Origin of the sequence: Escherichia sp. Lx600-2, from assembly GCF_036662595.1 — a bacterium.
Classification (GTDB): Bacteria; Pseudomonadota; Gammaproteobacteria; order Enterobacterales; family Enterobacteriaceae; genus Escherichia; species Escherichia coli.
The window spans coordinates 19569-32485 of the sequence record NZ_JAYQWM010000030.1 but is presented as its reverse complement, the minus strand read 5'-3'; the positions used below and the strand labels follow the sequence as shown (position 1 = coordinate 32485).

At 49.2% G+C, this 12917-nt stretch carries 12 protein-coding genes; 9 read left to right on the top strand and 3 right to left on the bottom strand.

The genetic code is table 11. The features are described 5' to 3' along the window. Positions 1-8: 8 nt before the first annotated feature. Complete coding sequence (locus OQV04_RS12955) at positions 9-932, bottom strand: LysR substrate-binding domain-containing protein (RefSeq protein WP_000414566.1); 924 nt, start codon at positions 930-932, stop codon at positions 9-11. A gap of 216 nt (positions 933-1148) precedes the next feature. Here OQV04_RS12955 and hglS point away from each other — a divergent pair, with 216 nt between their 5' ends. From hglS to rimL, 4 genes are all read left to right on the top strand, one after another. Next, a complete protein-coding gene (hglS, locus tag OQV04_RS12950; protein WP_032280830.1) occupies positions 1149-2492 on the top strand; it encodes a 2-oxoadipate dioxygenase/decarboxylase HglS in 1344 nt (447 codons plus the stop codon). 224 nt (positions 2493-2716) lie between these two features. Beyond that, positions 2717-4372, top strand: coding sequence for a glucan biosynthesis protein OpgD (opgD, locus tag OQV04_RS12945; RefSeq protein WP_000375956.1), 1656 nt, complete (start codon positions 2717-2719; stop codon positions 4370-4372). A gap of 139 nt (positions 4373-4511) precedes the next feature. Beyond that, on the top strand, positions 4512-4736 hold the full coding sequence (locus OQV04_RS12940) for a YdcH family protein (RefSeq protein WP_001296778.1): 225 nt from the start codon (positions 4512-4514) through the stop codon (positions 4734-4736). 62 nt (positions 4737-4798) lie between these two features. Beyond that, the gene (gene rimL, locus OQV04_RS12935; RefSeq protein WP_000140877.1) at positions 4799-5335 is read left to right on the top strand and encodes a 50S ribosomal protein L7/L12-serine acetyltransferase; all 537 of its coding nucleotides are present in this window, start codon (positions 4799-4801) and stop codon (positions 5333-5335) included. On the opposite strand, the gene ydcK is transcribed toward rimL, so the two are convergent. After that, positions 5330-6310 carry a YdcK family protein gene (ydcK, locus tag OQV04_RS12930; RefSeq protein ID WP_045177941.1) on the bottom strand — a complete coding sequence of 327 codons (981 nt, stop codon included), beginning with the start codon at positions 6308-6310 and terminating at the stop codon, positions 5330-5332. The two genes, rimL and ydcK, sit on opposite strands and share 6 nt — an antisense overlap. A 123-nt stretch (positions 6311-6433) precedes the next feature. Between ydcK and tehA the strand changes: the two genes are divergently transcribed. The 3 genes from tehA to OQV04_RS12915 all read left to right on the top strand — a co-directional run bounded on the left by tehA (position 6434) and on the right by OQV04_RS12915 (position 8988). After that, positions 6434-7426 (top strand): dicarboxylate transporter/tellurite-resistance protein TehA, encoded by a 993-nt coding sequence (gene tehA, locus OQV04_RS12925; RefSeq protein ID WP_001296725.1) that lies wholly within the window; start codon positions 6434-6436, stop codon positions 7424-7426. Further along, positions 7423-8016: a tellurite resistance methyltransferase TehB gene (gene tehB / locus OQV04_RS12920; protein WP_001723473.1), complete on the top strand. Its 594-nt coding sequence runs from the start codon at positions 7423-7425 to the stop codon at positions 8014-8016. Before tehA ends, tehB begins: the two co-directional genes overlap by 4 nt. A gap of 303 nt (positions 8017-8319) precedes the next feature. Further along, positions 8320-8988, top strand: coding sequence for a DUF3313 domain-containing protein (locus OQV04_RS12915; RefSeq protein WP_274446652.1), 669 nt, complete (start codon positions 8320-8322; stop codon positions 8986-8988). 34 nt (positions 8989-9022) lie between these two features. Here OQV04_RS12915 and ydcO read toward each other — a convergent pair whose 3' ends face one another. Next, the gene (gene ydcO / locus OQV04_RS12910; RefSeq protein ID WP_099145411.1) at positions 9023-10240 is read right to left on the bottom strand and encodes a BenE family transporter YdcO; all 1218 of its coding nucleotides are present in this window, start codon (positions 10238-10240) and stop codon (positions 9023-9025) included. A gap of 52 nt (positions 10241-10292) precedes the next feature. Here ydcO and sutR point away from each other — a divergent pair, with 52 nt between their 5' ends. Together sutR and rlhA are read left to right on the top strand one after the other, a co-directional pair. Further along, complete coding sequence (gene sutR / locus OQV04_RS12905) at positions 10293-10829, top strand: DNA-binding transcriptional regulator SutR (RefSeq protein WP_000429152.1); 537 nt, start codon at positions 10293-10295, stop codon at positions 10827-10829. Between the two features lie 72 nt (positions 10830-10901). Next, complete coding sequence (gene rlhA / locus OQV04_RS12900) at positions 10902-12863, top strand: 23S rRNA 5-hydroxycytidine C2501 synthase (RefSeq protein WP_032280834.1); 1962 nt, start codon at positions 10902-10904, stop codon at positions 12861-12863. Positions 12864-12917 lie beyond the last annotated feature (54 nt).

Sequence of the window (12917 nt, the reverse complement as noted above, 5' to 3'; positions counted from 1 at the left end):
TTCACCTTTCAGAACGGCATTGATTTTCGAATAGCGTTAATCATCAACTGGCAACCAGAAGAGAACGTCGCATCTACGCGGGTCAGTATTCCAATCGGTTCGCCTGCACCATGTCCCGGAACAGGCAGGGCCACCAGCGTGGCATGACGCAGGTCGTCTTTTACAGCGCCAGAAGGGACAAACCACACGTAATCGTATTCAACCGTAAGTTGACGGGATAGCGAAGCAGACAGCGTTTCGATACAACCCGAAGGAATTTTACATCCCTGGCTCTGCACTAATGCATCTGAATGCTGGCGTGGCGCAGTGCCTTCTGGTGATACAACGACCGGCCATTCCAGCACCCGGCTTAGCGTTACGTTCTCCTGAAGTAGCGGATGATTAGGGCGGACAACCAGCTTCAGCGATTCAAGAAACAGCAGTTCGTAATTAAGCCCGGTCATCAGTTCAGGATCTGACATCCGACCAATGCCGATATCGATTTCCCCGGTTTTCAAACCCGCCAGAATCATAGGGTTACTCATTGTCGCAACTTGCAAGGTCGTCTCTTTTTGTTGCTGATGAAACTGACCTATAACCGAAGGTAATATCCCCAGTGCCGCAGTAGGTAGTGCACCAACCCTGACGACATCATTATTAGGACCTTCTTTACGATGAAGCGACTGTCCGGCAGTGTTGATGGCGTCAAGTACTCTGACTGCATGCGTTAAAAATTGTTCGCCGGGTAAGGTAAGTTGCGCCCCCTGACGACCACGCTCAAACAAGCGAGCGCCCGTCAGCTGCTCCAGTTCATTTAATGTCTTAGAGAGCGCAGGTTGACTCAAATTAAGGGTTTCAGCCGCGCGCCCCAAAGTTCCTTGTTGTGCGACAGCTACGAATGTATGAAGGTGGCGCAAACGGATGCGCTGACTAAACAGACTATTTTTTTCCATAAGCGATGTTAAAAACGAAGCGGTGTCGCTGACAAGTGAAGTTGTTTGCTTATGATAACTTGATTGCAAAATATTATTAACAATTAAAGCAATTATGTTACAGCAAAATGGATAATATTGATGTTTTCGCGGCGAGATCACAGTTTGTAAATTCTTCCCGCCAGAGTGAATGCGGTTACCTACACTCCAGATTACTGACCACTGGAGGCAGACACTATGGCGAACAGCATCACGGCGGATGAGATTCGGGAACAGTTTTCGCAGGCAATGTCAGCCATGTACCAGCAAGAAGTTCCGCAATATGGCACGCTGCTGGAACTGGTAGCTGATGTGAATCTGGCTGTGCTGGAAAACAATCCTCAACTGCACGAAAAAATGGTAAATGCAGACGAGCTGGCGCGACTGAATGTTGAACGTCATGGGGCGATTCGCGTTGGGACTGCACAAGAGCTTGCTACTCTTCGGCGGATGTTTGCCATTATGGGGATGTACCCGGTGAGCTATTACGATCTCTCGCAGGCAGGGGTGCCGGTACATTCGACAGCATTTCGGCCCATTGATGATTCTTCTCTGGCGCGTAATCCCTTCCGCGTTTTTACCTCCTTACTCCGCCTTGAGCTTATCGAGGACGAAATTTTGCGCCAGAAAGCGGCGGAGATTCTGCGTCAGCGCGATATCTTCACCCCACGTTGTCGACAACTGTTAGAGGAGTATGACCAGCGGGGCGGTTTTAACGAAACACAGGCACAGGAGTTTGTGCAGGAAGCCCTGGAAACGTTTCGCTGGCACCAGTCAGCAACGGTAGATGAAGAAACCTATCGCGCCTTGCACAACGAACATCGGTTGATTGCTGATGTGGTCTGTTTTCCTGGATGCCATATCAACCATCTGACGCCACGTACGCTGGATATTGACCGGGTGCAGTCGATGATGCCTGAATGCGGAATTGAACCAAAAATTCTGATCGAAGGGCCGCCGCGCCGCGAGGTACCGATTTTACTACGCCAGACCAGCTTTAAAGCACTGGAAGAGACGGTGTTGTTTGCGGGGCAGAAACAGGGCACGCATACTGCGCGCTTTGGTGAAATTGAGCAGCGTGGCGTGGCATTAACGCCGAAAGGGCGACAACTGTATGATGATCTTCTGCGTAACGCTGGAACCGGGCAGGATAATCTCACTCACCAAATGCATTTACAGGAAACCTTCCGCACTTTTCCTGACAGTGAGTTTTTAATGCGTCAGCAAGGGCTGGCATGGTTCCGGTACCGTCTGACGCCTTCAGGTGAGGCGCATCGTCAGGCGATTCATCCCGGAGACGATCCACAGCCCTTAATTGAACGTGGTTGGGTCGCGGCGCAACCCATTACCTATGAAGATTTCTTGCCCGTTAGCGCGGCGGGGATCTTCCAGTCAAATCTGGGTAATGAAACGCAGGCGCGCAGCCACGGTAATGCCAGTCGCGAAGCATTTGAGCAGGCGTTGGGTTGTCCGGTTTTGGATGAGTTCCAGCTTTATCAGGAAGCGGAAGAACGCAGTAAACGTCGCTGTGGTTTGCTTTAAATTCTGACCATCCGCCTTTGCAAAAATTTGCCTGATTTTACAAACGAATCAGGCTCATCCCATCGACATAAAAAAATTCCCGATTTATGCATATTCTCTCAGTTCAACAATTGGATTATTAATAAATATTGTCTAGAGTGAGCGGTCATAAATAAGCACTTTCTTGCCGCTGAAAACGACCAGCGCGGGACCATTCACAACACCAGAAGGACTCACTTTCAGGTATGGATCGTAGACGATTTATTAAAGGTTCAATGGCTATGGCCGCCGTGTGCGGTACCAGCGGCATTGCTTCTCTTTTTTCTCAGGCGGCATTCGCGGCAGATTCTGATATTGCCGACGGGCAAACCCAGCGTTTTGACTTCTCCATTCTTCAGTCAATGGCGCATGACTTAGCGCAAACAGCGTGGCGTGGTGCGCCTCGTCCGTTACCTGACACTCTGGCGACAATGACGCCGCAGGCTTATAACAGTATTCAATACGACGCCGAGAAATCGCTCTGGCATAACGTTGAGAACCGTCAACTGGACGCTCAGTTCTTCCATATGGGAATGGGATTCCGTCGCCGCGTTCGTATGTTTTCTGTAGATCCAGCAACACATCTGGCGCGTGAAATTCACTTTCGCCCGGAGTTGTTCAAATACAACGATGCAGGTGTTGATACCAAACAATTAGAAGGGCAAAGCGATCTCGGCTTTGCCGGTTTTCGCGTGTTTAAAGCCCCCGAACTGGCGCGCCGTGATGTAGTATCATTCCTCGGCGCGAGTTATTTCCGCGCCGTTGATGATACATATCAATACGGTTTGTCGGCCCGCGGCCTGGCGATCGACACTTACACCGACAGTAAAGAAGAGTTCCCCGACTTTACCGCCTTCTGGTTTGATACGGTAAAACCGGGGGCAACTACCTTTACCGTTTATGCGTTGCTCGATAGTGCCAGCATTACTGGTGCCTATAAGTTCACTATCCATTGTGAGAAAAGTCAGGTGATTATGGATGTGGAAAATCACCTGTATGCGCGCAAAGACATTAAACAGCTGGGCATTGCGCCGATGACCAGTATGTTCAGCTGCGGTACTAATGAACGTCGGATGTGCGACACCATTCATCCGCAAATTCATGACTCTGATCGTCTGTCCATGTGGCGGGGCAACGGCGAGTGGATTTGCCGTCCGCTGAATAATCCGCAAAAATTGCAGTTCAATGCTTACACCGACAACAACCCGAAAGGGTTTGGTTTATTGCAACTGGATCGTGACTTCTCCCATTATCAGGACATTATGGGCTGGTATAACAAACGCCCAAGTCTGTGGGTGGAACCGCGTAACAAGTGGGGTAAGGGCACCATCGGCCTGATGGAAATCCCAACAACGGGCGAAACGCTGGATAACATTGTCTGCTTCTGGCAGCCAGAAAAAGCTGTAAAGGCGGGTGATGAGTTTGCATTCCAGTATCGTCTGTACTGGAGTGCGCAACCGCCTGTTCATTGCCCATTAGCGCGCGTTATGGCGACGCGTACCGGCATGGGCGGTTTCCCGGAAGGTTGGGCGCCAGGTGAACACTATCCCGAAAAATGGGCGCGTCGTTTTGCCGTCGATTTCGTTGGTGGTGATCTGAAAGCTGCCGCACCAAAAGGCATTGAGCCGGTGATTACGCTTTCCAGTGGGGAAGCGAAGCAAATCGAAATTCTTTATATTGAACCCATTGATGGTTATCGTATTCAGTTTGACTGGTATCCGACGTCGGACTCCACTGATCCGGTCGATATGCGGATGTATCTGCGTTGTCAGGGCGACGCTATCAGTGAAACATGGCTGTATCAGTATTTCCCGCCAGCGCCGGATAAACGTCAGTATGTTGACGACCGCGTGATGAGTTAATCGTTTTTTCTTCGGCACCTTCTTCGGGAGGTGCCGTCTGGTTAAACACGATCCCGCTCGCATTTTTCCCTAAGTTAAATGAGTAATCTGATGGTGTGTATTTCAGATACACCTTGTCAGCCACTAACAGGGAGTGCGTATGTTTCCAGAATATCGAGATTTAATATCCCGTCTGAAAAACGAAAATCCTCGCTTTATGTCCTTGTTCGATAAACACAATAAACTTGATCATGAAATTGCCAGAAAGGAAGGTTCCGACGGTCGAGGGTACAATGCGGAAGTGGTCCGCATGAAAAAACAAAAGCTACAGTTAAAAGATGAGATGCTCAAAATCCTGCAGCAGGAGAGCGTCAAAGAGGTGTAAACTTTCCTAAGCCGCCAGCCAGGCGGCTTTTTTAACAACTGCATGGATTGACTGGAGATAAGATGACTGAAACGATAAAAGTAAGCGAATCACTTGAATTACATGCTGTTGCAGAAAATCACGTCACTCCTCTTTATCAGTTAATCTGTAAAAATAAAACCTGGTTACAGCAGTCGCTAAACTGGCCGCAGTTCGTTCAGAGTGAAGAGGACACGCGAAAAACGGTGCAGGGTAATGTGATGTTGCATCAACGCGGCTATGCCAAAATGTTCATGATTTTCAAAGAAGATGAACTTATCGGCGTTATCTCGTTTAATCGTATTGAACCACTGAATAAAACCGCTGAAATAGGCTACTGGCTGGACGAATCTCATCAGGGGCAGGGGATCATTTCTCAGGCGCTGCAGGCACTGATTCATCATTACGCCCAGTCTGGTGAACTTAGACGCTTCGTGATCAAATGTCGGGTGGACAATCCGCAAAGCAACCAGGTCGCTTTGCGCAATGGTTTTATCCTTGAAGGTTGCCTGAAACAGGCTGAGTTTCTGAATGATGCCTATGATGATGTGAACTTATACGCGCGTATTATCGATTCATAATAACCCTGCCAGCGGCGTTCGCGTAATGCGCTCCTCGCCGTTAATGACTTTTGGACCACGGACATGAACCGTGTCGCCATCAAAGGCTTCAACGACGGCGTGGTCGGTTAACTCCACATGGTTTTCAATTATCACCGCACCTGTAATACGGCTCTCACCTTGTATTACAACCTGCTCGTCGAGCAGAATCGGTCCACCACGTACCACGGCATTTCCGCCAATCAAGACATGATGTTTTAACACACAATTACCTTCCACAATGGCATATTCCGCCACCTGCGAACTGTAATGAATCGTTGGAATGGCATCTTCTTCTATGCCAGCTTTCACCTGCGCGTGACCGTAGACTTTAGCGCAATCGCATAGCCAGACGTTGTTCTCTTTATTACCTTCAATACTGGCAAAATCAAAAACTTCGGCGCGATGTTCAATAAAAGCATACCGGACGACGGCATCGCCATAAATTTGTGCCTGGTGGACAATACGCGAGGCGCTAATCCTTGCGCGATCATAAATTTGGAGCAGGAGTTGATGGTCGGGCGTTAAGCCTTGTGCTGCGACGATCATAGAATGTTGATTAATTAAGGCGTGACCAAATATTCTACATTGCCCGCAAACCAGTGAGTCATGAATGGTGACACTGTCACTTATATATGCACCCTGGCTGATTTCACTATTATCGATCCAGACATTATCCGTTGCGTAAACCTCTCCCCACAGCACGCTGGTGCCGGTGATGCGCGTATTACCGGAAATCACCGCTCCGCCGAACGCAATAGCATTCTGGTCGTAAATCCAGCAATTTCCTTCCTGTGCTAACACCGTTTCGCGATCGATCCAGCCGCCAGCGGTTCCTGCTATCACATCGTTAAAATCGCTCATGGCGATAATCTGCCGTAATAACACACTTTTTTTAGTGCCATCATCCTGATAACTAAAGGCTCGCTGGTCTTCACTTAGACGATATTTGCGCATAGCGTTTTCCCACAGGTGACTTACTATAACCGTAGCAAATTCTGCGGCTCTGGCTATGCTCGAGAAAATTCCATAAAATGCATTTCAAATATACTTTATAAATTAAACAAAATGAGTAAGAAGATGCAGAGCGATAAAGTGCTCAATTTGCCGGCAGGCTACTTTGGTATTGTGTTGGGGACGATAGGAATGGGATTTGCCTGGCGCTATGCCAGTCAGGTTTGGCAGGTCAGCCACTGGTTAGGGGATGGGCTGGTGATTCTGGCGATGATCATCTGGGGATTATTGACTAGCGCATTTATTACCCGACTCATACGCTTTCCGCATAGCGTGCTGGCGGAAGTTCGCCATCCAGTGCTGAGCAGTTTTGTGAGTTTGTTTCCGGCAACGACGATGCTGGTGGCGATTGGTTTTGTTCCGTGGTTTCGCCCACTGGCGGTGTGCCTGTTCAGTTTTGGTGTCGTGGTTCAGTTGGCTTATGCCGCCTGGCAAACTGCGGGATTATGGCGCGGATCTCACCCTGAAGAAGCTACCACGCCTGGACTGTATCTGCCGACAGTTGCCAACAACTTTATCAGCGCAATGGCCTGTGGTGCGTTGGGCTACACCGACGCCGGTCTGGTGTTTTTAGGCGCAGGCGTTTTCTCATGGCTAAGCCTTGAACCGGTGATCTTGCAGCGTCTGCGCAGTTCGGGAGAATTACCCACGGCACTGCGGACATCTCTCGGCATTCAACTCGCTCCTGCGCTGGTGGCCTGTAGTGCCTGGCTGAGCGTCAACGGCGGCGAGGGTGACACGCTGGCGAAAATGCTTTTCGGTTATGGACTGCTGCAACTGCTGTTTATGCTACGTCTGATGCCATGGTATCTCTCCCAGCCATTTAATGCTTCATTCTGGAGTTTCTCGTTCGGCGTATCTGCACTGGCAACCACCGGTTTGCATCTGGGGAGTGGCAGCGATAATGGATTTTTCCATACGCTGGCGGTGCCGCTGTTTATCTTTACCAATTTTATTATTGCAATACTGCTCATCCGTACTTTTGCGCTTCTGATGCAGGGAAAATTGTTAGTCAGAACCGAGCGCGCCGTTTTAATGAAAGCAGAGGACAAAGAATGATTATTCGTGACGAAAACTATTTTACTGATAAATATGAATTAACCCGCACACACTCTGAAGTACTGGAAGCGGTGAAAGTGGTTAAACCGGGTAAAACGCTGGATCTGGGCTGTGGCAATGGTCGTAACAGTCTTTACCTGGCAGCCAATGGTTATGATGTTGACGCATGGGATAAAAATGCCATGAGTATCGCCAACGTCGAGCGCATTAAATCTATTGAAAATCTGGATAATTTACACACTCGGGTCGTTGATCTGAATAACCTCACATTTGCTGGACAGTACGATTTTATTCTTTCGACTGTGGTGCTGATGTTCCTTGAGGCTAAAACCATCCCAGGGCTGATTGCTAATATGCAACGTTGCACTAAACCTGGCGGTTACAACCTGATTGTGGCGGCGATGGATACCGCTGATTATCCATGTACCGTCGGCTTCCCGTTTGCCTTCAAAGAGGGAGAATTACGTCGATATTACGAAGGCTGGGAGAGGGTGAAATACAATGAAGACGTCGGCGAGCTGCACCGCACCGACGCCAACGGTAATCGTATTAAACTGCGTTTCGCCACGATGCTGGCACGTAAAAAATGACCCGGTAAGAACAAAGCGCGTGAAAATTCCCCACGCTGAGATGGTTTACTGTCCTTCTTTTCGGTAAGCATATTTTTTATCGAAGGGATGTGAAATTAATCACAGTAGTCGAAGTTTTTTAGCAGCTTAACTTACTGAAATTTAACTACTGATGATTGACTTAGCCCCTTTTGCGGCATTGACTATGTCGTCTGAAAAGGGGCTAAAAAAATTTATTTTCACCAACACTTTTTTTGCCACAACACGAAGCGGCGCTTTTTGCTATAACTTAAAAAGTAATATAATCATCTCAGGAAACTATTCATGCGTACCACATCATTTGCGAAAGTTGCAGCTTTATGCGGCTTGTTGGCTCTGTCTGGTTGTGCCTCTAAAATCACCCAGCCAGATAAATATTCTGGTTTTTTAAACAATTACTCTGATTTAAAAGAAACAACCTCGGCTACAGGTAAACCGGTTTTACGTTGGGTAGACCCGAGTTTTGATCAAAGCAAATATGACAGCATCGTCTGGAACCCAATCACTTATTATCCGGTACCGAAACCTTCGACCCAGGTAGGGCAGAAAGTTCTGGGTAGAATTTTGAACTATACCAACACCGAAATGAAAGAAGCGATAGCGCAGCGTAAACCACTGGTTACCACCGCGGGGCCGCGTAGTCTGATTTTCCGTGGGGCCATTACCGGTGTAGATACCAGTAAAGAAGGGCTGCAATTCTATGAAGTGGTTCCTGTTGCATTAGTGGTTGCGGGGACGCAAATGGCTACAGGCCACCGTACCATGGATACACGCTTGTATTTTGAAGGTGAGCTGATTGATGCAGCGACTAATAAACCGGTTATCAAAGTCGTTCGTCAGGGCGAAGGTAAAGACCTGAATAACGAAAGTACGCCAATGGCTTTCGAAAATATTAAACAAGTTATTGATGACATGGCGACCGATGCCACCATGTTTGACGTTAACAAAAAGTAGTTCCAGACGCGCCATCGTTAGATGGCGCTTTTTATTATCGGTTTCTGTCAGCGATTAAATTCAACACCACGTAACAAACGCCTCCGGCAATTAATCCCCAAAACGCAGAACCAATCCCGACCAGCGTCAATCCACTTGCCGTTACCAGAAATGCCACCACCGCCGCGTCGCGCTCACGCTCACGCTCATTATGCAGCGCCTGATACAAACTGCCGCCAATGGTACTCAACAGCGCCAGACCTGCCAGCATCTGGATCCAACTTACGGGCAGGGCAGCCATCATCCCGGTAATGGCACTACCAAACAGACCTGCGAGCAAATAGAAAATGCCTGCAACGGCAGCTGCCAGCCAACGTTGGTCTTTATCCGGATGCGCTTCCGGGCTTTGGCAAATAGCCGCGGTGATTGCCGCAATACCGACGGAATAAACGCCGAAAGGGGAAAAAACCAGTGCCAGCAATCCAGTAAATACAATTAATGGCGAAACAGGAGCCGAATATCCGGCTGCTTTCATTGCTGCGATACCCGGTGCGTTTTGCGATGCCATCGTCACCAGAAAAAGGGGGAGTGCAACGCTCAGGCTGTGAGCAAACGAAAAATCAGGGGTAATATAAGTGGGGAGAACGGGTTTAAAGACAACATCAGTTGTGACAACGTCACCTTGCGCGATAACGATCACGATCCCAATAATCATCGCGGCAATTACCGCATAGCGCGGCGCAACGGCCTTGGTTGCCAGCCATACCAGCAACATACTTCCACACAACGTAAATTGACCGTCCAGACTGGCAAACGCCTGTAAACCAAAGCGTAATAAAATCCCGGCAAGCATTGCCGCCGCAAGCGAGTGCGGAATAATGCGCATCAGACGAGCAAAGAGTCCCGTTATGCCGCAGAGGACTATTAACGCGTTGGTGACAATAAAAACGCCGATGGCTTCGTTAAGTGTTAGTCCCTGCAATCCGGTGACCAACAAAGCCGCGCCAGGCGTTGACCATGCGGTGAGAACAGGTACGCGATACCATAATGTCAGAGTCAGCGTACTGACGCCCATTGCCAGCCCCAGCGCCGTCATCCAGCCAGAGATTTGTGCAGTGGTGGCTCCGGCGACAATCGCTGCTTGCCAGATTATTGCCGCTGAACTGGCGTAGCCAATTAATACCGCCAGAAACCCCGCCAGTAGCGTGGGTGGAGGAACAGAAAACAGACGCATAGTCACCTCGTGCGTTATAGCGTACAGGCACCGTAGCATTTGTCCGTTATAACGCACAAGTGATAAACTTCCGTTTTGCCGGAGGAGTCGCATGGAAAATCTCGCTCGCTTTTTATCCACCACACTTAAACAACTACGTCAGCAGCGCGGCTGGAGTCTTTCGCGACTGGCAGAAGCGACGGGCGTTTCTAAAGCAATGTTAGGACAGATTGAGCGTAATGAGTCCAGCCCGACGGTCGCGACATTATGGAAAATTGCCACTGGGTTGAACGTGCCCTTTTCGACATTTATTTCTCCGCCACAGTCCGCTACGCCTTCAGTTTATGATCCACAACAGCAGGCGATGGTGATCACTTCGCTGTTTCCTTATGATCCACAACTCTGCTTTGAACACTTCTCGATTCAGATGGCACCCGGTGCAATAAGCGAATCGACGCCCCATGAGAAGGGGGTAATCGAACATGTCGTCGTCATTGATGGACAACTTGATCTGTGCGTTGATGGTGAATGGCAGACCCTTAATTGTGGGGAAGGCGTTCGATTTGCTGCAGACGTCACGCATATCTATCGTAATGGTGGGGAGCAAACCGTACATTTTCATTCCCTCATCCATTACCCGCGCAGTTAAGCGGGAAAACTATTTCGCAACGTCGCGCTTGTGGCTAAAATAGCCGCCATTTTTCAGCTACTGGATAAGAATGTGACCGTATCTTCTCATCGACTTGAACTGTTAAGCCCGGCACGCGATGCCGCCATTGCCCGCGAAGCTATTTTGCACGGTGCCGATGCTGTTTATATCGGCGGCCCTGGTTTTGGTGCCCGTCATAATGCCAGTAATAGCCTGAAAGATATTGCCGAGTTGGTGCCGTTTGCCCATCGTTATGGTGCAAAAATTTTCGTCACGCTTAACACCATTTTGCATGATGATGAGCTGGAACCCGCGCAACGGCTGATTACTGACCTCTACCAGACCGGTGTCGATGCGCTGATTGTTCAGGATATGGGGATTCTGGAACTTGATATTCCGCCGATTGAACTGCACGCCAGTACGCAGTGCGACATTCGTACAGTAGAAAAAGCGAAGTTCCTCTCTGATGTTGGCTTCACGCAGATTGTGCTGGCGCGAGAGCTGAATCTTGATCAGATCCGCGCGATTCACCAGGCCACGGACGCGACCATTGAATTCTTTATTCATGGCGCACTGTGCGTGGCCTATTCGGGTCAGTGCTACATTTCTCATGCGCAAACAGGGCGTAGCGCCAACCGTGGCGATTGCTCACAGGCGTGCCGTTTGCCATACACATTGAAAGACGATCAGGGGCGGGTGGTTTCCTATGAAAAACATCTGCTGTCGATGAAAGATAACGATCAGACTGCCAACCTCGGCGCGCTGATTGATGCTGGCGTACGCTCCTTCAAGATTGAAGGGCGTTACAAAGATATGAGCTACGTGAAGAATATCACCGCCCATTATCGCCAGATGCTGGATGCCATTATTGAAGAACGTGGTGATCTGACGCGCGCTTCATCAGGTCGTACTGAACATTTCTTTGTTCCATCGACGGAAAAGACTTTCCATCGTGGTAGCACAGATTATTTTGTGAATGCCCGTAAAGGCGATATTGGCGCGTTCGATTCGCCGAAATTTATCGGCCTGCCGGTGGGTGAAGTATTGAAAGTGGCGAAAGATCATCTCGATGTTGCCGTTACCGATCCACTGGCAAATGGCGATGGCCTGAACGTGTTGATTAAACGTGAAGTCGTCGGTTTTCGTGCCAATACGGTCGAGAAAACCGGAGAAAATCAGTACCGCGTCTGGCCCAATGAAATGCCAGCAGATTTGCACAAAATTCGCCCGCATCACCCACTAAACCGTAATCTTGATCATAACTGGCAGCAGGCACTGACAAAAACCTCCAGCGAACGTCGGGTGGCGGTAGACATTGAACTGGGCGGTTGGCAGGAACAATTGATTCTGACCCTCACCAGTGAAGAGGGGGTCAGCATCACGCATACGCTGGATGGGCAGTTCGACGAAGCCAATAACGCCGAAAAAGCAATGAACAATCTGAAGGATGGTCTGGCAAAACTGGGGCAAACCATCTATTACGCCCGCGATGTGCAAATTAATTTGCCGGGGGCACTGTTTGTACCAAACAGTCTGTTAAACCAGTTCCGCCGTGAAGCTGCTGACATGCTGGATGCTGCGCGTCTTGCCAGTTACCAGCGCGGCAGCCGTAAACCGGTTGCTGATCCTGCGCCGGTTTATCCGCAAACGCATCTGAGTTTCCTCGCGAACGTTTACAACCAGAAAGCGCGTGAATTTTATCATCGCTATGGTGTGCAGCTGATTGACGCGGCGTATGAGGCACATGAAGAGAAGGGCGAAGTCCCGGTGATGATCACCAAGCATTGTCTGCGCTTTGCCTTTAATTTGTGCCCGAAACAGGCGAAAGGCCATATCAAAAGCTGGAAGGCTACGCCAATGCAACTGGTTAACGGCGATGAAGTATTAACGCTAAAGTTTGATTGCCGCCCATGCGAGATGCACGTTATTGGCAAAATCAAAAATCACATACTGAAAATGCCGTTACCGGGAAGCGTAGTGGCATCCGTAAGTCCGGATGAGCTGCTGAAAACATTGCCGAAGCGAAAAGGGTAAAACGCCAGTTTTCTGGTTACTCACAACTTATTGAATCTGCATGATATTGCCTGC

Excerpts from the sequence above, each read along its gene's own strand:
- ydcO (WP_099145411.1), bottom strand. The coding sequence starts at position 10,240 with ATGCTACGGTGCCTGTACGCTATAACGCACGAGGTGACTATGCGTCTG.
- tehA (WP_001296725.1), top strand. The coding sequence starts at position 6,434 with ATGCAGAGCGATAAAGTGCTCAATTTGCCGGCAGGCTACTTTGGTATT.
- tehB (WP_001723473.1), top strand. The coding sequence starts at position 7,423 with ATGATTATTCGTGACGAAAACTATTTTACTGATAAATATGAATTAACC.
- ydcK (WP_045177941.1), bottom strand. The coding sequence starts at position 6,310 with ATGCGCAAATATCGTCTAAGTGAAGACCAGCGAGCCTTTAGTTATCAG.
- rimL (WP_000140877.1), top strand. The coding sequence starts at position 4,799 with ATGACTGAAACGATAAAAGTAAGCGAATCACTTGAATTACATGCTGTT.
- OQV04_RS12940 (WP_001296778.1), top strand. The coding sequence starts at position 4,512 with ATGTTTCCAGAATATCGAGATTTAATATCCCGTCTGAAAAACGAAAAT.
- hglS (WP_032280830.1), top strand. The coding sequence starts at position 1,149 with ATGGCGAACAGCATCACGGCGGATGAGATTCGGGAACAGTTTTCGCAG.
- opgD (WP_000375956.1), top strand. The coding sequence starts at position 2,717 with ATGGATCGTAGACGATTTATTAAAGGTTCAATGGCTATGGCCGCCGTG.
- sutR (WP_000429152.1), top strand. The coding sequence starts at position 10,293 with ATGGAAAATCTCGCTCGCTTTTTATCCACCACACTTAAACAACTACGT.
- OQV04_RS12955 (WP_000414566.1), bottom strand. The coding sequence starts at position 932 with ATGGAAAAAAATAGTCTGTTTAGTCAGCGCATCCGTTTGCGCCACCTT.
- OQV04_RS12915 (WP_274446652.1), top strand. The coding sequence starts at position 8,320 with ATGCGTACCACATCATTTGCGAAAGTTGCAGCTTTATGCGGCTTGTTG.